Source organism: Candidatus Edwardsbacteria bacterium RifOxyA12_full_54_48 (genome assembly GCA_001777915.1).
Taxonomy (GTDB): domain Bacteria; phylum Edwardsbacteria; class AC1; order AC1; family EtOH8; genus UBA2226.
In genome coordinates this window covers 804690-823889 of record MFFN01000004.1, presented here as the reverse complement: position 1 = coordinate 823889, position 19200 = coordinate 804690, and the positions used below count along the sequence as shown (strand labels likewise).

Genomic DNA, 19200 nt, shown 5'->3' with positions numbered 1-19200 from the left:
GTATACCCCTTCTGCTTATATAGCCGGGATCACATATTCTTTCTGATCATATTGGCCAGCCGCTTGACGCCCTCCTCGATCTGCTCCTCCGAGGCGTAGGAGAAGTTCAGCCGCATGGTGTTCTGGCCCTTGCCGTCGCAGTGGAAGGCCGAGCCTATCACATAGGCCACGTTCTCCTCGATGGCCTTCATGAACAACTCGGTGGCGCTCAGGTTCTTGGGCAGTTTGACCCACAGGAACAGCCCGCCCTCCGGCTTGGTCCACTTGACCCCCTTGGGCATGTTCTTCTTGAGGGCCTTCAGCATCACCTCCCGCTTTTTGCCGTACAGTTTTTTGATGCTCTCGATCTGCGGCTGCAGCAGGCCGCGCTTCATGTACTCGGCCACGATCAGCTGGTTGAAGGTGGGGCAGGCCAGATCCATGCTCTGCTTGGAGACTATCATCCGGTCGGTCCAGGCGGCCGGGGCCATCATCCAGGCCAGCCTCAGGCCGGGGCATAATATCTTGGAGAAGGTGCCCAGCACTATCACCTGGTCCTGGGTGTCCAGGCTGTAGATGGGCGGCACGTCGTCCCCGGTGAAGCGCAGGTCGCGGTAGGGGCTGTCCTCTATGACCGGCACCTGGTACTGGTAGGCCAGCTCCAGCAGTTTTTTGCGGCGCTCCAGCGGCATGGTCACCCCCGAGGGGTTCTGAAAATCCGGCACCACATAGATGAATTTTGGCTTCTTGTTCTTCCGGGCCATCTTGGCCAGGACCTTCTCCAGCTTGTCCACCTTCATCCCGTCGTTGTCCTGGGGGATGCCGATCATCTTGGCCCGGTAGGCCTGAAAGGCCTGCAGTCCGCCGATATAGCTGGGCAGCTCCACGATGATGGGATCGCCCGGATCGATGAATACCTTGGCGATGATGTCCAGCCCCTGCTGGGAGCCGGAGGTGATCATGATGTTATCGGGATTGATGCCCGCCTTGTGCGCCGCCATCCACTTGGCTATCTCCTGGCGCAGCGGCAGTTCGCCCTCGGTGGTGCCGTACTGCAAGGCCACATTCCCCTTCTCCCTCAGCACCTGGCAGGCGATCTCCTCGATGTCCTTCAGGGGGAAGGTCTGGGGGGCGGGCAGCCCGCCGGCAAAGGAGATGATCTCCGGCTTGCGGGTGTATTTGAGAAGCTCCCGGATCTCGGAGCGTTTCATGTTCAGGGCATTCTTGGAATAGAAAGCAGAAAGGTCTTTGATCATCCCATGTTCCTCCATCTTTGTATTTATTTATTTGAATGCATTGTCATTATTTTCTGATCTTGGGATTCTCCAGAAAATCCCGGTAGGCCAGCTTGAGGCCCTCCTCCAGGGGGGTGTGCCTGGTCCAGCCCAGGGCGTGCAGCCGGCTGACGTCCAGCAGCTTCCGGGGGGTGCCGTCGGGCTTGGATCCATCCCACCGGATCTGGCCCTGATAACCCACGGTTTGGGCCACCAGGACGGTCAGCTCCCGGATGGTCATATCCTGCCCGCAGCCGATGTTGACCATCTGGCTGCCGTCGTAGGTTTCCATCAAAAAGATGCAGGCCGCCGCCATATCCTCGGAATAGTAGAACTCCCGGCGGGGCGAGCCGGTGCCCCAGGCCTCCACGAACGGTTTGTTCTCTATTTTTGCCTGGTGAAAGCGGCGGATCAGGGCCGGCAGGACATGCGAATTGAGGGGATGGTAATTGTCGTTGGGTCCGTACAGATTGGTGGGCATCACCGAGATGAATTTGGTGCCGTACTGCTTGTTGTAGGCCTGGCACATCTTGATCCCGGCGATCTTGGCCACCGCGTAGGGCTCGTTGGTGGGCTCCAGCGGGCCGGTCAGCAGGTATTCCTCCTTCATGGGCTGGGGGCAATCCCGGGGATAGATGCAGGATGAGCCCAGAAACAGCAGCTTTTTGACCCGGCTGAGATAGGAGGCATGGATGACATTGCACTCTATCAGCAGGTTGTCGTAGATGAAATCGGCCGGATAGGTGTTGTTGGCATGGATGCCGCCCACCATGGCCGCCGCCAGAAACACATATTCCGGTTTTTCGGCTTGGAAGAATTCACCCACCGCCGGCTGGTCCCGCAGGTTCAGCTGGCTCATCTCCCGCAGAATGATATTGTGATAGCCTTTCCCTTTCAGTTGCTTCAGCATGGCCGATCCCACCAGCCCGGCATGTCCGGCCACATAGATCTTGGAACTTTTCTCCATGGTATTTTCCTTATATAATGATCCGGCTTATTATTACTCCGACAATTAAATACAGCAACTTGTCATTCCCGCCCCTGTCATTCCAGCGCAGGCTGGAATCCAGGCCGGGAGGCCATTCGGAATTTATCCCGCACTTGATGCGCGAATGGCATGACAATCGGTATTATTGACCTATTCCATTGCCGCGTTAATAAATCCCCCTCCGGCCTCACAGGGTGAACTTGTCCCCCAGAAACTTCTCCCGGGCCCCGGCGTGGTCCACGATCTCCTGGGGCGTGCCCGAGGCGAACACCTGGCCCTCGTAGATCACGTAGGCCCGGTCGGTGATCTCCAGGGTCTCCCGGACGTTGTGATCGGTCAGCAGCACCCCGATGCCGCGCTCCTTGAGCTTGACCACCACCTGCTGGATGTCGGCCCGGGCAATGGGATCTATCCCGGTGAACGGCTCGTCCAGCAGCAGAAAGGCCGGATTGGTGACCAGGGCCCGGGTCACCTCCACCCGGCGCCGCTCCCCGCCGGAGATGGAATGGGCTTTCTTGTCGGCCAGATGGGTGATGCTCAGCTCCTGCAGCAGATCTTTAAGACGATCCTGCCGCTGCTGCCGGCTCAGCGGCATCATCTCCAGGATGGCCATGATGTTCTCGGCCACCGTCAGCTTGCGGAACACCGAGGACTCCTGGGTCAGGTAGCCCAGGCCGTGCCGGGCCCGCTGGTACATCGGCATCTCGGTGATGTCCGTTTCATCCAGGCGCACCGTGCCCTCGTCGGGCTTGACCAGCCCGGTGATGATGTTGAAGGTGGTGGTCTTGCCGGCCCCGTTGGGCCCCAGCAGCCCCACGATCTCCCCCTGATTGATCTCGATGGAGATGCCGTTCACCGCCCGGTGCTTGCGGTAGCTTTTGTAGATGTCCTTGACCTTGAGGGAGCGATTGTTCACTTGGGCCATAATCTTCCATCCTTCAGTTCCATTATCCTGTCGGCCCGCCCGGCCAGTTCGGTATTGTGGGTCACCAGCACCAGTGCGATATTCTTCTCCCGGTTCATCCGCCACAGCAGGTCGGCCACCGCCCCCCCGGACCGGCTGTCCAGGTTGCCGGTGGGCTCATCGGCCAGGATGACCTCCGGCGAATTGGCCAGGGCCCGGGCCACCGCCACCCTCTGCTGTTCCCCGCCCGACAGCTCCGAGGGCCGGTGCAGGCACCTCTCTTTGAGGCCCACCTCGTCCATCAGCTGCTGGGCCAGGGCCAACGACTCGTTTTTTTCCATGCCTCCGACCAGCAGGGGCAGGGCCACGTTCTCGACCGCGGTGAACTCCGGCAGCAGATGGTGGAACTGGAAGACGAAGCCGATGCTTTTGTTCCTGGCCCCCGCCAGGTCGTGGTCGGACAGCAGCGAGGTGTCCTGCCCGCCCAGCAGGATCTTTCCCGCGGTGGGCCGGTCCAGGCATCCCAGGATGTGCAGCAGGGTGGATTTGCCCGAGCCCGAGGCCCCCACGATGGAGGCGGTTCCGCCTCTTTCGATGGAGAAGGACAGTTCTGCCAGGACCTTAAGATCGCCTTTGGGAGCCGGGAATATCCGGTTCACATCTATGGCCTCAATTACTGGGTGCATCTATCTCTTCCCGGATTTTCTTCGTCCTGCGACCAGTATAAAGGATTCTGGTACATGTATTCTTTTATTTTATAATATGATTTTTCGTTGCGAATTATGTGCTCCCAATAATTCCTTTGCCATTTAAATATGGCTCCTCCAGCATCATGGACCTGCTTGGCCGATTTAGCCTTGAAATGCCGGACTATTTTCCCCAAGGTTTGTTTCGGATTTTTCATCAATATCCATTTATCATCGTTACCTGTAGGGGTTTGATTAATCTACCATGCCCGGCCAATATGATCACGCCGTGGATATGATTTGGCATTATCACATGATCATCCAAAATAACACCGGAAAACGCATTTGGGATATCCATCCAGTTCTTTTTAACGATCCGGCCAACCTGGGATAGAACGCAATCTCCATTTTTGATCTTTCCCAGCAGACACCGATGATCCTTAACACAAATTGTCAGAAAATATAAACCTGGTTTTGAATAATCATGCTCTGGCAAACGAATCGACCTTCTTTTATATTTTGGTTCGTTTTCTGGCACGCTATGAACTTTTTTTATTTCTTTCCTTTGACTAAAAATACGAACATGATCGCCGCCAGCAGGGCGGCGGCCGCTCCGAAGACGAAGGCGGACCTGAACCCCAGGGTCTGCCACAACAGCCCGGCGATGGTGCTGGCCACAAAGCTGGCCAGTCCGGTCGACATGTGGTACACCCCCATCCCGGTGGCCCGCAGCTCCTGCTGCACCAGCTTGGAGGCATAGGCCTTGCCCACCCCGTCGGTCAGGGCGGTGTAGAACCCGTAGACCGCGAACAGCGCCCACAGCATATGCGGGCTGTGATTGAAGGCGAATCCCAGATAGACCAGCCCGAAGACCAGCAGCCCCAGGGTGAAGACCTTGCGCGAACCTATCCGGTCGGCCAGCATCCCGGCCGGGTAGGAGCCCAGGGAATAGGTCAGGTTGTACAGCATGTAGGCCAGCAGCGACATCACCACCGGATTGACGGCAAACAGCTCCTTGGCCCGGACGATCAGGAAGACATCCGATGAGTTGCCGACGGCGAAGATCAGGTTGATGAAAATGAATATCTTGAAATCCCGGTTGAAGGCCTTCCACTGGAAATGGGGTTTTACATAGCGGCTGACAAAGGGCTTGTCCCGGACGGTGAACAGCAGGAACACCCCCAGCACCGCCGGGACGAAGGCCCATAAAAATACCGTCCGGTAGGCCGCGGCGTCCTCCCCCAGCCGGCTGATGAAGAACAGGGCCGCCAGCGGGCCTAGCACCGCTCCCAGGGAATCCATGGCCCGGTGCAGTCCGAAGGCCCGCCCCCGCAAACAGTCCGGGGTGTGGTCGGCGATCAGGGCGTCCCGGGCCGATGACCTTAAGCCCTTGCCGGTGCGGTCCATCACCCGCAGCACAAGGACCAGCGGCCAGCCGGCCGTCAGGGCGAATATCATCAGCGGCTTGGACAGGGCCGACAGCGAATAGCCGCCGATCACGAAGGGCCGGCGTTTTCCGATCCGGTCCGACCACCATCCCGAGAATATCTTCAGGATGCTGGCGGCGCTCTCGGCCAGCCCCTCGATCAGCCCCAGGGCCGCCATCGGGGCGCCCAGCACCGTGGTCAGAAAGAGGGGGATCAGGGGGTACAGCATCTCCGAGGAGGTGTCGGTCAGCAGGCTGACCCACCCCAGCCGGACCACGCTGGGCGATATCTTTTTATTCCCGGTGTTTTCCACTTATCGATCTGCTTTAATATGTTATCAGTGAACCGTCATCGATCAGTAGGCCCCCCTGGCGCTGATCACCGCCGGAATGGTTTTGATCAGTATCTCCAGATCCATCAGGGGCGAACTATACTCAAGATAATAGATGTCCAGCAGCACCATCTCCTCGAATGAAAGCTCGCTTCGCCCGGAGACCTGCCAAAGCCCGGTCATGCCCTGGGGGCCGTTAAGCCGGTATTTGTGCCACTCCTGGTAATGCTCCACCTCCGAAGGCAGCGGGGGACGCGGGCCCACCAGGCTCATCTCCCCCTTGAAGACGTTGATCAGCTGGGGAAGCTCGTCCAGGCTCAGGCGTCTCAGCCACCGTCCGGTCCGGGTGATCCGGGGATCCTGGCGGGTCTTGAAGATGGGTCCTTCCAGCTCATTCTGTCCGGACATTTGATCCTTGATGCCGTCGGATCCCTGAAACATGGTGCGGAACTTGTAGAGCTGAAAAGGCTTCCCTCCTTTTTTCACCCGCTCCTGTTTGAAGAACACCGGCCCCGGAGAATCCAGCCTGATCACCGCTGCAATCACGGCAAAAAGGGGCGAACATGCCACCAGGCCTACCCCGGAGACCAGGATGTCGCTGGCCCTCTTGAGGACGGCATACAGGGTTGCCAGCGGCCGGCTGCGCCTTTCCAGCAGCGAGATCCCCGCCATGTCGTAGATCCCGGCCACCCGGGCCAAAAGATCGGCCTGGTGGGATACCACCCGAACTTCGACATTAAGTCTGCGGCAGGAAGCTATCAGAAAATTATAATCCGTCAATTCCCCGGAAAGGTCCGGAATGAACACTTGGCTGACGTCATATTGCCTGGCCACCCTGTCGCATTCCTGGGACAGCCCTATGGCCTTGATCCCCCGATATGCAAAATTCAGGTCCCGGCTGTTCTCCGTCAGTATCCCGACTATTTTATAGCCAAAGGCGTGGTGGATGGCCAGCTGGTCGATGATATCGCGGGCGGTCTGGCTGTTCCCTATTATCAGGGCGTTCTTGACCCCCCAGCCGGATTTCATCAGATGAATTCTTACCCGGTAAAATGCCAGGCGGACCAGGGACAGGATCGCCGGGAGAATTAAAAAATAGGCGATTATGAAACCCCGGGAATAATTGTAACCCTTGGTGGCGAACACCCAGGCAGCGGTTATCAAAAGGCTGTACAGGGCTGTTTTATATATCTCCACCCATTGATCGTCAATGCTCTTCTTGAATATGCCGCGATAGCCGCCGCCCAAGATCAGGGCCGTCCCAAATACCACCACCACCATCATCTTCAGCGGATGCTCGCTGGGCCGGTGGACCGGCGAAAACGATATCAGGTCGAACCATAGCCACCAGCTGAGGTGAACCGCAGACCAGGCGCACAGCAGGTCGGCCAGCACCGTCATCCCGGAGTAGAGGAACTTCCAGTTTTTTTTGATCGTCATTGCTGCCCGCCCCTGTGTTTTTGGTACCCCTGCTCCACGATGGCCCGGAATTTATCAATGAATATTTTTTTATCGAATCGGACGGCGTGTTCCCTGATAACCGCGCTGGAAAACTCCGATCCCTCAAATTCCTCCACCGCCTCCAACAGTGATTCCGGATCCTGGCGATGGAAAAACAGCCCGGTCCGCCGGTCGATCACCGTCTCCAGGGCTCCGCCTTTGCCGAAGGCGATCACCGGCCGGCCGCAGGCCTGGGCCTCCAGGGGGACAATGCCGAAGTCCTCCAACGGGGTAAAGACAAGCGCCCGGCAATTTTGATACAGTTCCAGCAGCTGCGAATCGCTGACCTTGCCGGCGAAGGTTATGTTGTCATTGGCGGCCTTTTGCAAAGCTTTATACTCCGGCCCATCGCCGGCTATTATCAGCTGGCGGCCGGTTTTATTGAAGGCCTCCACCGCTACATCCACCCGCTTGTAAGGCTTCAGGCGGGCCACCACCAGGTAATAGTCCCCCGGCCCTTTTCCGCCGGGCCTGAAATATTCGGTGTCCACCGCCGGATTGAGCACCAGGGTTTCCCTTCCGTAATATCTCTTGACCCGGCCCTGGACCTCCTGGGAATCCACTATGATCAGGTCGGGGTTACGGGCGGTTCTGATATCCCATTTTTTTACCGCGTCCAAAAAACGGCTCAACACTGGCCGGATCAGCGGGCCATGCTCCCGCAGCACATTCTCCTTCCAGTCCCAGACGAACCGCATGGCGCTGTACAGGTAGCAGACATGAAAGGCATCCTTGCTGGTCACCGCCCCCTTGGCCCAGGCGCTGGAGCTGGATATCACCAGGTCGAACCGGCTCAGATCGAAACTTTCCACCGCCCGGGGATACAGGAAGAAATATTTTTCATAATGATCCCTGGACCCGGGCAGACGGTTTATAAAAGAACTCCTGATCTCCCATCCGCGGTAGGCCGCCGGCACTTTTGCTGGGTCGTGCACAATGGTATAGACCGGTGCCCCGGGATAGATCTGGTGCAAAAGCTCCAGAACCCTCTCCGCCCCGCCATACTGGTTAAGATAATCGTGAACTATGGCGACCTTTGGATTATGGCCCATCATTGGTTCAATCTATCTTGAATATATCAGACCGGAACATGGCCTCCAGGCCAAGCCTGATCTGCCAGCTGGTCCCGGTGGCGCCGGCTGAATGGTGCAGGTTCTTCGTTCTCTCCCACCCGGTTTCGGCCACCAGATAGTAGTCTCCCCCGATAGCCAGCGGATCCCAATGACCCAGGTAATGGGACATTGCAAATTTGGCCCCCATTGCTCTCTCCACGGTTCCGGTGGGGAATCTCCCCTGCCAGGTGGTGTCGCTGACCCAGGGCTCGTTCCATGGCTGATCTATGCTTCCCTGCCCCTTCCTCCGGTGGTATATTTCCAAAGAGCCCCGGTCCCTTCCGGTCACCAGGCTGGCCCCCAGGGACAGGCGGTCGTAATCGTTCCCATATTCACCCCCCAGCGGCTGTCCCTCGAACAGGAACCGATTCCAGATATTCGGCTGATTGAAGGTCCAGTCGGTGACCATCTGGTATTTGATCGAAGCCGTGGCAAAGAAGGGACGATCCAGGACGGCCCAATCGGCCTGGGCCAGGAACCCGGCCTGGGTCGGCTCGTTGTCGGTGGGAGATTCGCTGTCGATCTGAAAATCATCCACCATCAACTCGGCCCGGAACCTGAAGGGCGGCAGCACCGCCTTGATGTCCATATCCCATATCACATTGTCGTCGACATACAACTTGTTCAGCTGTTCGGCCTGAAATATGTAAAACGGCAGGAGGTAATATGGTTCGATGTTTCGGCCCTCTCCGCCGTATATGGCAAATTCGTTGAATCCCAGTTGTACCCTTCCGAAGGTCAGTTCGGCCCGGTGTCCGGCCAGGTATCGGTTATAGACGGCCGGGGAATCCGCCATCTTGTCCAACTGTCCGGTGAAGAAGAATATTTTGAGGTGCTTATTGAGGCGGTATTCCGCCTGCCCTTTTTCAAAGGCCTGCTGGCCGGACAATACCAGTCCGGACCCCAGGGAAAGATGATCCTTGCCTATCTGAAAGTACCCCCGGGATGAGGAGTACCTGAGATACATCTGATCGGAACCGCCGGAAAATCCCCTCCATAATTTTTTGTAATAGTCGGCGGCGGGCTGTTCTCCGGCCAGCATATAGTAAGCACCGGCCATTGACCAATGCCCCTGCCCGATATTTATCCCGCCGAAGGTCTTGTTGTATAGCCGGCCGTCCAGCGTATCGCTTCCCAGATTGCCGGCGGCCCGGGGATTGATGAAAAGAAGGGCATCGCAGGCCGGATTGAAGGCGTTCAAGGCTGCGGAGTGATTTAAGCGCCATTCCTCCTTCGGCAGATTGTCTATCAGCGCCGCTATCTCCTGATAGCTGTACGGCCCGTATCCTTTCAACAGCGGAGCCCGGCCCCTGATCTCCAGCTCCTCCAGCAGTTGACGGTATCCCCAATGATCGGGCACCGAGTAATCGAAGGCCCGGGCCCGGTTCGACACCAATAGGAACGCGGCACAAATAAGGCCTATTATTATTCTGATCGTCCTCATACTATCAACAGCGTTCTTAAAAGATTAGAAGATGCCGGTTGCCCATAGATCCATCAGCTGGTCAACCTGGTGATCCGGCTGGCAGTTGGCCTGACGGTTATAATCCCTCCGCAACATGACGGTTTTTACTCCGGCGGCTTTGCCGGCAGCCACATCCTTCCAGGTGTCCCCGATCATGATGGTTTCATCTTTCTGCAGGGCGTGTTTTTCGATCATTCGGTTGATCATGCCGGGTTCGGGCTTGCGGCAGTCGCATCCATCCCCGTCGTCATGCAGGCAGTAGGAAACATCCTTTATCCTGCAGGCCGACCTTATCATCAGATCGACCTGTTCCAGAAACCCCCGATCGATCAATCCCCGGGAAACCTCCGGTTGATTTGAGATTATAAACAGGTCCCGCCCCAGGGAAGTTGCCATCCTGTGGAATCTTATAAAATCGTCCCGCAGCCGGAATTCCTCCACCGACCGGGGCGAGGTGGCCTTGGAGTCCCGGAAGATGATCTCATTGATGGTCCCATCGCGGTCCAAAAATATGTTTTTTATTTTGCCGGGCATCAGAACCTATCCCCGGCAGCTCAGGTCAAGCATCTTCTGCAGCTCCAGTACTACATAATGAAATAAAATTGAGTGTATGCTTTCGGCGGTGCACATGTCGTTCAGGGGAACATGAAGCTGATGTCCGGCCAAGGCTTTCAATTTTCCGCCATCAAAACCGGTGACCCCGACCGTCGTCAAACCGCTGTGGTTGGCCCAGTCCACCGCCGTCAACACATTCGGGCTGTTGCCGGAGCCGCTGATGGCCACCAGAACATCCCCGGCTTTGGCAAAGGTTCTCAGCTGCTGTTCAAATACATATTGATAGCCGTCGTCATTGGCCAGGGCGGTAATGAACGGGACATTGTCCGTCAGGCTGATGGCCTTAAAGCGCCTTTCACTGTCCAGTGCCCCCCGGCATCCCTTGGCCAGGTCCTGGGCAAAATGCGAGGCGTTGGCCGCCGACCCGCCGTTGCCGATAACATAGATGGTCCTTTCCTGACGGTAGGCCTTCAGCAAAAGGTCGGCAAGCCCGTCCAACTGCCCCCGGTCGATCTTAGACAGTGTTTCATTAAGTTCCCGGATATAGCTTTCGAAGCTCATGTTCGCGCTCCTATTATTTTTGGCCATTCTTCGCCGGCCTTCCGCAGATTCTCCAAGGTCCCGATATCTATCAAATAATCGTCGGTTATCCAGCCTTTCATCTTTCCGGACAGCAGCGGGAGCAGGTCAAAGCCGATATCGGCCGTTTCCCGGTCCGGGATCATATCCAAAATAGCTGGGCCGGAGATATAAAGTCCGGCATTGGCCAGGGTGGATTTAGGTTTTTTCGGTTTCTCTTCAAAGCTGGTTATGGTGTTATGCTGGTCTATCTGGGCGATGCCGCAGGCCTGGGGATTCTTGGAATGAAACAGGGCCATGCTGAAGAGGCTTTTCTGTCGGCGGTGGAAGGCCAAAAATTCAGTAAGGTTATAATTTGTCAGGTTATCGGCATACAAGATGTAAAATTCTTTTTCCCGACACACAAACTCACGGTTGGTCCTAAGGGTTCCGGCGCTGCCCAGCAGTTTTTCTTCACAAAATATCCGGAACCGGATTTTTGTGCCCTGTTCTTTTAAAAAATATTCCACCTTCTCCGGCAGGTGATGCAAATTGATCAGCACCTCATCTACGCCGTTTTCCTCCAAAAGCTCTATCCACCAGCTCAGCAAAGGCTTTCCGGCAACCGGCACCAGGCATTTGGGAAGATCGTTGGTCAGGGGGCGAAGCCGGGTGCCAAGGCCGGCCGCCAGCAAGAAGGCCTTCATTTTCTGGCCATTCTGACCACGTTCAACTGCTTCATGGTCTTTTCGGCATATTCCAGAATATCCTCTATATCGGTCTGGGCCTTGAGATATTCCAGATAATCCTTTACCGAATCCTCCGCCGTTCTACGGGGAGACCAACCCAGCTTTTTTATTTTAGCTATATCGGAACAGGTGTGCCTGGTGTCGCCCAGCCTGAATTCGCCGGGTATGTTGGGTTTTAAATGTTCCTTTCCGTGAACCTTGGCCACGATATCGGCAAATTCCCTGACGGTGTAGGGATGACCGCCGCCTATGCAATAGGCGTTATAATCCGCCCGGGGATCCTGCATGACCAGCAGATTGGCATCCACCACATCATGGATATTGACAAAATCCCTCCGCTGAAGGCCATCCTCGTAGATGGTGGGAGCTTTGTTGAAAAAATAATGCAGGTTGAATATCCGGCAGGCCCCGCTGTAGGCATTATAAAAGGACTGGCGAGAGCCCTGGACGATCGAATAGCGCAAAGCTACCGATGGTATCTGGTATCTGCGCCCAAAGGCCAGGGTCATCAGTTCCTGGGAATATTTCGATATGGCGTAGGCATTGGGTGGACTGGCATGGCTCTCCGGGGTCCACTGCCACTCCATGGGCCGGCCGGCCTGGTCCCTCCATTCCCAATCCCCAACCTCCAATTGGGCCAGCGGCCTTTGGTAGGGCGCAACCAGGGAGCCGTCCTTTTTTTTATACAATCCCTCGCCTTGGACAAATTGGGAAGAGGCCACCACCACTTTCTTCAGGGGCAGGTTTTTCTCCACGGCAATTTCGTAGATCAGTGCGGTGCTGACCGAGTTCACCTGAAAGAAGGTTGAAAAATCCGGAAGATAATCCTGGTAGGCGGCAAAATGGAACACATATTCGACCCCATCAAGTGCCCGGATCATGGTTTCCTTATCCCGCACATCGCCCAGCATGAATTCGGCCTTTGGATTCAGGTAATCTGGCTTCCCCTTTAAATGTACGGGCTTTTGTAGATTATCAAGTATCCTGACCTGATACCCCAAGCTTATCAACCTGTCCGCCGTATGCGAACCTATGAATCCCGCACCGCCGGTCACCAAAACAAGAGACATAGTCACCTACTTCCAATCATACCTACGGTAATTGAATATTATCCGGCTGCCTTGGGGTTCTAACATAAAAGGCATTTCCCGGTATTTCTTCATGGCCCGGTGCAGCCGGTCCTGTTTCTCCCGGGGGCAGTAGACCAGAAGGAAACCTCCTCCCCCGGCTCCGGAGATCTTGGCTCCGATGGCGCCGTTCTTCATGGCAGTCTCATGCATCTCCTCGATAACCGGGTTAGAGATGTTTGAGGAAAGCTGCTTTTTATATATCCAGTTTCGGTCCAGGGTCTCGCCCACGCAATCCAGGGTCCCCTTCAGGATGCAGTCGTGAACCTCGTGGGCCAAATGTTTTATCTTTCCCAGATGTTCCCGCTTGTGTCCGATGTTTTCCTTCTGTTCGGTCAGTATGGTGGAAGACAGGCGGTTGATGTTGGTGTAGAATAGCAGCAGGTTTTCCCCCAATCTTCTTTTGACATCATTGCCCACCTTGAGTTTTTCCACCAAAACCGTATCGTCCTTCTTGAATTTGAAGGAGGACAGCCCGCCATAGGCAGCGATATATTGATCCTGTTTCCCGATGGGACGCTTCAGGATGCCGACCTCGATCTCATAGGCCTGCTGGGCCAGGTCCTCTGCCGTTACCTGCACCCCGTTATACTGATAGAAGCCGTTAAGCAGGCCGACGGTCAGGCTGCTGGAAGATCCCAGTCCCGATCCCTCGGACGGGATATCGGCCATCATGGAGACCTCAAAACCCTTGTCCATGCCGGTTCTTTTCGCCGCCTCCCGGACCAGATCGTGCTGAATTTCGTTTATGTTCTCCACGATCTCCTTCTTGGTGTAGGAGACATATATCAGATCGTCAAAGCGCTCCTTAACCACCACGAACACGTATTTGTCTATGGCGGTGCTTACCACAAATCCCTCATGATGTATATAATAATCATAAAAATCTGTCCCGCCCCCGGAAAGGCTGACCCTTAAAGGTGTTTGTGATATTATCATGATCTTGATCCGTTTATATTTCAGGGTTGATCATTTTGCCCCCCGGCTCATCAGGACCGCGGGAATTGTCTTTATCAGTATTTTGATATCCAGCCACAGCGACCAGTTGTCTATATATGCCAGGTCCAGCCTGGCCCATTCGTTGAAATCAACGATATCATTGCGGCCCGATACCTGCCAGAGACAGGTCAAACCGGGCTTCACCGATAATTTCCTTCGGTGCCAAATATCGAACTCCCGGTATTCATATTGCAGCGGCGGCCGGGGCCCCACCAGGCTGAGGTCTCCCTTGAGCACGCTGAAAAGCTGGGGCAGCTCATCCAGGCTATATTTACGAAGGAAATGTCCGATGGGAATTATCCGGGGGTCGTTGGTTATCTTGAAAACCGGGCCCGTCATTTCGTTCCGGTCCATCAGTTTCTTCTTGAGCTCATCGGCGTTACGCACCATGGTCCGAAATTTCCAGCTTTTAATGGGCTTCCTCTTATAGCCCACCACATTCCAGCCATACAGCACCGGCCGGCCATCCTGTATCAGAATGATCAAAGCTATGGCGGCATATAACGGCAGCAACAGGACTATCCCCGCCAGCGAAAGGATTATATCCATCAGCCTCTTAAACGCTAATTTCCACTCCGGCCGCTCGGCCAGATAAAGGCTGATCACATTAAGGCCGTATACGTTGTCGATGTGAACATTACTGACGTTCGACCCAAAAAAATCAGAGATCAATCGGATCGGGATCCCGGCCAGCTCGCATTTGTCAAAAACATCCCGAAGCTGGTCAAAGCTCTTGGTGGAACTGGTGACTATTACTTCTTCAGGGTTGTGGCTTTTTATGATCTCTTCGATATTCCGGTAATTATCCAGGACCTTGATCCCGAAATACTCCTTTCCCACCCTGGTGTCGTCGGCCGTCAACAGTCCTATTATATCCAGCCCCCAGGCGTGGTGTTTCCTGGCATTTTCCGCCACCATCCGGGCCCGATGTCCGGTGCCTATAATTATCACCCTTTTCCGGTTATGGCCCCTCCCCCGGGCCAGGGCGGCCAAATAAAACAACATGGTCTTCTGAATGGCGAAATAAATCAGGGCCACCGCCAGGGATAGGATGAAAACGGTGCGGGGGATATCGCGGTAGCCCAGCATATGCAGGAAGAAGAAATCCACCAGAATGGCGAACCCCACCACTCTGATCACGATATTGTACTCGGTTTCCAGCGAAGTAAAACGCAGGTAGCTGTAGGCTTTCTGCCCGTCGAACAGGACCACATACAGTGCGCTGCAGAACAATACGCAATAGATATGTTCCGCGCCGACCGAGAAGGGCCGGGGGAAAAAGTTCGGATCTTTGTTATACAGCAGGCCCCATAGCAGATATGAGGTCGCAAAACCGGCAATGCCGGTTAAAAAATCCACCAGCTGGGCGATCCTGCTATTTAATGATGAGCGCCAAATCATTGTTTATCGACAGCAATTGTTATATTTGGTTATCATTTTTCCGGACATTCCCTTGGAGATGTTTGATCAGGTTGCGTTTAATAAAATACCGGCCGGATATTTGCCAGGGATTCATTGTTTAAATTTTTCTTTTAGTATCTGCCAGACAAACCAGGTATTGGTGATAATATAACGCTTGGCATACGCCCTGGGGTTTTGTGCTATCCGGTACAGCCATTCCAAGCCTTTGCCGCGGGCCCATTCGGGGGTGTCCGGCTTGAGCCCCGAGAGCACGTCAAAACTGCCGCCCACTCCGATGCTGACCGGCACATTGAGCAATTGCATATGGGAATGTATCCATAGCTCCTGTTTTGGGGAACCGAGGGCAACAAATAGCACATCCGGGCGGGACTTCCTGATATCCTCTATTATTGATTCCTCGATTTCCGGTGTGTCCAGATATCCGTCATGATAACCGGCGATATCAAGTTCGGAATAATCGGATTTCATTTTTTTTACCAGAGCACTTACCACTTCATGTTTTGCTCCCAAAAAGTATGGGCGCAATCCTTTTTGGGCGGCATAGGGCATAAATTCCTTGGCCAGGATTATCCCCCCCGAATGATTCAGCGAAGGCAGCCCTAGCTGGGCAGCTCCCCAAACCACCGCCCACTCCGGGATGACCAGGTCGGCCTTTTGAATAATGTCCCTTAAGGCGGCATGCCGGGACATCAGATAAAATTTATTTGCATTAACCACGGCTATCTGGCAAGGGCTTCCTTTGGCAATGGCCTCTCTTATCCAGTCCAGGGTCTGGGTTACTGAAAGACGGCTTACTGGACAGCCCAAAAAGTTTATATCATCTGAAAGCTGGCTCATTTCCCCCGTTTTTCAATCTGCGCATTAAATGGTTAATTACACCGGTCCCGGTAATGGTTATAGCTTGCTTGCCCGTAATATCTCAATTATCCTCTTGGAGGCCTTCCCGTCCCATAATTCTGGGCGCCGGCCATTCTTTATCCCGCCTTTTAGGATCCTCCGGACAGCAGATGTGATTTTTTTGGGCGATGTTCCCACCAGCTCATTAGTGCCTTCTGTGATCGTGACCGGCCTTTCGGTATTGTCGCGAAGGGTCAGACAGGGCACACCGAGGATGGTGGTTTCCTCCTGGATCCCTCCGGAATCGGTCATCACCAGCTGGGCCTGGGATATTAACCCCTGGAACTCCAGATAACCAAGCGGCTCCAGAAGATGCACATTTGGCATGGCATCGAGTCGGCTCCGAAGGCCGCTTGTCTCCAGGCATTTTACCGTCCTGGGGTGAACCGGAAATAATACCGGAATCTGGCCCTGAATGCTTGATAGAACATCAGAGATATTATTCAGGGACTCCGGCACATCAACATTCGATGGACGATGCAGGGTCATGACCGCATAGGCCTTGGCCGAAACCCCGTGCCTTCCCGGCATCCCCAGGGCCGCAGCCTGTCTTTTGTGTTTGAGAAGGGTGTCTATCATTACATTGCCAACGAAATGTATTTTTTTTCGAGGAATGCCCTCGCGCCGCAAATTTTCATTGGCGCTGCGTTCCGTGGTAAAAAGGTGATCCGATAAAGCATCGGTGACCACTCGGTTGATCTCTTCCGGCATTGACCGGTCAAAGCTCCTCAATCCGGCTTCAATATGGGCCAGCGGAAGGCCCATCTTGGCGGCAACCAGCGCCGCAGCCAGGGTCGAGTTTATGTCGCCCACCACCAGTATCATATCGGGGGCTATTTCTTTCAGCAGCGGCTCCAGCTTGAGCATCACATTTGCTGTCTGCCAGGTATGGGTCCCTGAGCCAACATTCAGATTGTAATCAGGTTGGGGTAATTCCAGGTCTTTAAAGAACGCCGTGGACATATTATCGTCATAATGCTGGCCGGTATGAATAAGAATGGGGCTCATATCCGGATAACGGCCCATCTCTGTCAGGAGTGGCGCTATTTTCATCAGGTTGGGACGGGCCCCAACAATATTAACAATTTTCACGGATAATTACCCTGCTGACATTAATGTCGTATGTTCTGTCGAATTTATTTTCCACCCAAATATAATTGGATGTATGTTTTACTGCCAAGGCCGTGATTTTCAATTAGCGCCGATATCGACTTCCTTGTTTTCAAAAAATGTCTTATGCCAGATCTCGAACGACAGTAACATGAAGATATGCCTTTGATAATTATGGCGCCGTTTGATATGGCTGTCTATAAGACCATTGATATAATCCAGATTGAAATATTGCCGGCAGGCCGAATCGGGAAGGGCGAACAGCCGTTTGGCCGTATCGGACAGGCCCGATTGGAGCCACTGGTCCATGGGGGTGGCAAACCCGCGTTTCTTTCTGTTTATGATCTCCCCGGGCAGCCATTTCCCGGCGGCTTTTTTATGGATGTATTTTCCGGTTCTGCCCCGGAGTTTAAGGTTTACCGGCAGTGATTCCAGAAAGTCCATCAGCTCCAGATCCAGATACGGCACCCGCATCTCCAGGGAATTGGCCATGGCCATCTTGTCGTTGAAGAGCAGCAGATCGTCGGAAAGGTTCATCCGGGCGTCGATATACAGCAGTTTGGAAAGAGGATCGCTTAATGATGATGTTCGGCCGTAGAGATCCGCCATCAAGGTTCGGGCGGAATCTGCCCGTACCGCGGCAGGCGGTTCCCGGACCAGAAAGATCTTTTGCTCCGGGGTAAAAATGGTGTGCACCGCTAAAAACCGGTCCAGCTCCTGGTCAAACCCCCCGGCATATGCTGTTCTTTTGGCCCTTTCGTTGCGGGGCAAATTAGCGATCAGGCTTTTTACCAGCCCGTTCTTCCAGAGCCGGGGATACTTGAGTATCAGGCTGATGCCAAAATATCTGGGATATCCGGCCATCGGCTCGTCGGCCCCCTGCCCGGCCAGCACCACTTTCAGGTCCCGGGCCGCCAGCTTTGACACATAATACAGGGCCGGAATGGTGGTCTCGGCCACCGGCTCCTCGACATAATAAAATGAACGGGCAAAAAAATCCAGATACTCTTTTTTCTCCAGCAGCATTTCGTGGTGTTCCGATCCTATCCATCGGGCGGTTTTTCGGGCATCATCCAACTCGTTGTGATCCCCTTTTCCCCTGAAGCCTATGGAGAAGGTCTTCAGTTTGCCGTCATGGTTCTTCTGCATCAGGGTGCCGAGCACCGCCGAATCAACCCCTCCACTGAGAAACAGACCCACCGGAACATCGCTGATCATCTGCCGCTTGACGGCGTTCTCCAGCAACTCCTGGTACCTAGCTATGGCGTCGCTTTCTTTTATGGTCCGGTCGGTCTTGGGGGCTTTATTGTCGAACCGGGACTGCCAGGGTTCTCGGCCCGGCATTATCTTGAGGCAGTGCCCCGGCGGCAGCTTGTTTATGCCCTGGATCAGGGTCTGAGGCGAGGGGCTGTACCTGAAAGTCAGGTAATTATCCAGCGCCTGGAGGTCGATGTTCCTGGTAAAAGTCTTATCCTGAAGGATGGTCTTGATCTCGGAGCCGAACGATATTCTCTGGCCGTCGTCATGATAATACAGGGGTTTGACCCCGAACTTGTCCCGGGCCAGCAGCAGGCTGCGCTCTTTTTTGTCGTAGATGGCCAAGGCAAAGATCCCGTTCAACCTCTCCAGGGCCTTCTCCCGGTATGCCTGATACAGGTATATTATCACTTCGGTGTCGGAGGTGGTTTTGAACCGAAATCCCCCGGCTATCAGCTCCTTTTTAAGTTCCGGAAAATTATATATCTCGCCGTTGAACACTATCCAGATGTTTTTGTCCGCGCTGGACATCGGCTGGGCCCCGGTGGCCAGATCTATGATGCTCAAGCGGCGGTGTCCCAGCCCTATCCGGGCGTCATTGTCAAAGAACATCCCCTGGTCGTCCGGGCCGCGGTGGGCTATCGAAGCGCACATCCGGTTCAATGATTCCGGATCGATCGGCCGGTCCGAATTGTAGTTGAAAACGCCGGTTATGCCGCACATTTACTTGCGTTGCTCCTTGACTCTGACCGGGATGTATATATTGATCGAATCTATTTTCATTTGCTGATTATCCATTTTAATGTTGCTGCAATCTAAATATAATACGAAAAATAAATGGATCTGCTGTTTTTTACACC

17 protein-coding genes and 1 pseudogene are annotated in these 19200 nt (G+C 54.6%); all 18 read right to left on the bottom strand.

The features are described from left to right. Nucleotides 1-29: 29 nt before the first annotated feature. Nucleotides 30-1235 (bottom strand): aminotransferase, encoded by a 1206-nt coding sequence (locus A2273_05350; protein OGF07888.1) that lies wholly within the window; start codon nt 1233-1235, stop codon nt 30-32. Between the two features lie 46 nt (nt 1236-1281). After that, nucleotides 1282-2220 (bottom strand): GDP-fucose synthetase, encoded by a 939-nt coding sequence (locus tag A2273_05345; protein OGF07887.1) that lies wholly within the window; start codon nt 2218-2220, stop codon nt 1282-1284. A 208-nt stretch (nt 2221-2428) separates the two neighbouring features. After that, nucleotides 2429-3166 (bottom strand): LPS export ABC transporter ATP-binding protein, encoded by a 738-nt coding sequence (locus A2273_05340; GenBank protein OGF07886.1) that lies wholly within the window; start codon nt 3164-3166, stop codon nt 2429-2431. Beyond that, nucleotides 3154-3831 (bottom strand): hypothetical protein, encoded by a 678-nt coding sequence (locus tag A2273_05335; protein OGF07885.1) that lies wholly within the window; start codon nt 3829-3831, stop codon nt 3154-3156. The genes A2273_05340 and A2273_05335 overlap by 13 nt, the downstream gene beginning before the upstream one ends. Then, nucleotides 3819-4369, bottom strand: a pseudogene (locus A2273_05330) (hypothetical protein). The gene A2273_05335 and the pseudogene A2273_05330 overlap by 13 nt, the downstream one beginning before the upstream one ends. Before the next feature lie 14 nt (nt 4370-4383). Continuing rightward, entirely contained in the window at nt 4384-5487 is a 1104-nt protein-coding gene (locus A2273_05325; protein ID OGF08035.1) for a hypothetical protein, read from the bottom strand. Between the two features lie 126 nt (nt 5488-5613). Further along, nucleotides 5614-7029, bottom strand: a complete 1416-nt coding sequence (locus A2273_05320) for a hypothetical protein (protein OGF07884.1) — start codon at nt 7027-7029, stop codon at nt 5614-5616. Then, entirely contained in the window at nt 7026-8141 is a 1116-nt protein-coding gene (locus A2273_05315) for a hypothetical protein (protein ID OGF07883.1), read from the bottom strand. The genes A2273_05320 and A2273_05315 overlap by 4 nt, the downstream gene beginning before the upstream one ends. 7 nt (nt 8142-8148) lie before the next feature. Beyond that, complete coding sequence (locus A2273_05310; protein OGF07882.1) at nt 8149-9597, bottom strand: hypothetical protein; 1449 nt, start codon at nt 9595-9597, stop codon at nt 8149-8151. Between the two features lie 72 nt (nt 9598-9669). Further along, the gene (locus A2273_05305) at nt 9670-10200 is read right to left on the bottom strand and encodes a hypothetical protein (GenBank protein OGF07881.1); all 531 of its coding nucleotides are present in this window, start codon (nt 10198-10200) and stop codon (nt 9670-9672) included. A 6-nt stretch (nt 10201-10206) separates the two neighbouring features. Beyond that, nucleotides 10207-10782, bottom strand: a complete 576-nt coding sequence (locus A2273_05300; GenBank protein OGF07880.1) for a hypothetical protein — start codon at nt 10780-10782, stop codon at nt 10207-10209. After that, entirely contained in the window at nt 10779-11486 is a 708-nt protein-coding gene (locus tag A2273_05295; GenBank protein OGF07879.1) for a hypothetical protein, read from the bottom strand. Before A2273_05295 ends, A2273_05300 begins: the two co-directional genes overlap by 4 nt. Beyond that, the gene (locus A2273_05290) at nt 11483-12598 is read right to left on the bottom strand and encodes an epimerase (protein OGF07878.1); all 1116 of its coding nucleotides are present in this window, start codon (nt 12596-12598) and stop codon (nt 11483-11485) included. Before A2273_05290 ends, A2273_05295 begins: the two co-directional genes overlap by 4 nt. A 6-nt stretch (nt 12599-12604) precedes the next feature. Next, the gene (locus tag A2273_05285; protein OGF07877.1) at nt 12605-13594 is read right to left on the bottom strand and encodes a GHMP kinase; all 990 of its coding nucleotides are present in this window, start codon (nt 13592-13594) and stop codon (nt 12605-12607) included. Between the two features lie 30 nt (nt 13595-13624). Beyond that, complete coding sequence (locus A2273_05280; GenBank protein ID OGF07876.1) at nt 13625-15055, bottom strand: hypothetical protein; 1431 nt, start codon at nt 15053-15055, stop codon at nt 13625-13627. A 111-nt stretch (nt 15056-15166) separates the two neighbouring features. Continuing rightward, nucleotides 15167-15913 (bottom strand): hypothetical protein, encoded by a 747-nt coding sequence (locus A2273_05275; protein OGF07875.1) that lies wholly within the window; start codon nt 15911-15913, stop codon nt 15167-15169. A 57-nt stretch (nt 15914-15970) separates the two neighbouring features. Continuing rightward, nucleotides 15971-17026, bottom strand: coding sequence for a UDP-N-acetylglucosamine 2-epimerase (locus A2273_05270; GenBank protein ID OGF07874.1), 1056 nt, complete (start codon nt 17024-17026; stop codon nt 15971-15973). Between the two features lie 138 nt (nt 17027-17164). Further along, a complete protein-coding gene (locus A2273_05265; GenBank protein ID OGF07873.1) occupies nt 17165-19063 on the bottom strand; it encodes an asparagine synthase (glutamine-hydrolyzing) in 1899 nt (632 codons plus the stop codon). Between the last annotated feature and the right edge of the window lie 137 nt (nt 19064-19200).

Bases quoted from the DNA above. Each gene is read 5' to 3' on its own strand.
- A2273_05350 (OGF07888.1), bottom strand. From the start codon at position 1,235: ATGATCAAAGACCTTTCTGCTTTCTATTCCAAGAATGCCCTGAACATG.
- A2273_05345 (OGF07887.1), bottom strand. From the start codon at position 2,220: ATGGAGAAAAGTTCCAAGATCTATGTGGCCGGACATGCCGGGCTGGTG.
- A2273_05340 (OGF07886.1), bottom strand. From the start codon at position 3,166: ATGGCCCAAGTGAACAATCGCTCCCTCAAGGTCAAGGACATCTACAAA.
- A2273_05335 (OGF07885.1), bottom strand. From the start codon at position 3,831: ATGCACCCAGTAATTGAGGCCATAGATGTGAACCGGATATTCCCGGCT.
- A2273_05325 (OGF08035.1), bottom strand. From the start codon at position 5,487: ATGCTGTACCCCCTGATCCCCCTCTTTCTGACCACGGTGCTGGGCGCC.
- A2273_05320 (OGF07884.1), bottom strand. From the start codon at position 7,029: ATGACGATCAAAAAAAACTGGAAGTTCCTCTACTCCGGGATGACGGTG.
- A2273_05315 (OGF07883.1), bottom strand. From the start codon at position 8,141: ATGGGCCATAATCCAAAGGTCGCCATAGTTCACGATTATCTTAACCAG.
- A2273_05305 (OGF07881.1), bottom strand. From the start codon at position 10,200: ATGCCCGGCAAAATAAAAAACATATTTTTGGACCGCGATGGGACCATC.
- A2273_05300 (OGF07880.1), bottom strand. From the start codon at position 10,782: ATGAGCTTCGAAAGCTATATCCGGGAACTTAATGAAACACTGTCTAAG.
- A2273_05295 (OGF07879.1), bottom strand. From the start codon at position 11,486: ATGAAGGCCTTCTTGCTGGCGGCCGGCCTTGGCACCCGGCTTCGCCCC.
- A2273_05290 (OGF07878.1), bottom strand. From the start codon at position 12,598: ATGTCTCTTGTTTTGGTGACCGGCGGTGCGGGATTCATAGGTTCGCAT.
- A2273_05285 (OGF07877.1), bottom strand. From the start codon at position 13,594: ATGATAATATCACAAACACCTTTAAGGGTCAGCCTTTCCGGGGGCGGG.
- A2273_05280 (OGF07876.1), bottom strand. From the start codon at position 15,055: ATGATTTGGCGCTCATCATTAAATAGCAGGATCGCCCAGCTGGTGGAT.
- A2273_05275 (OGF07875.1), bottom strand. From the start codon at position 15,913: ATGAGCCAGCTTTCAGATGATATAAACTTTTTGGGCTGTCCAGTAAGC.
- A2273_05270 (OGF07874.1), bottom strand. From the start codon at position 17,026: ATGAAAATAGCGCCACTCCTGACAGAGATGGGCCGTTATCCGGATATG.
- A2273_05265 (OGF07873.1), bottom strand. From the start codon at position 19,063: ATGTGCGGCATAACCGGCGTTTTCAACTACAATTCGGACCGGCCGATC.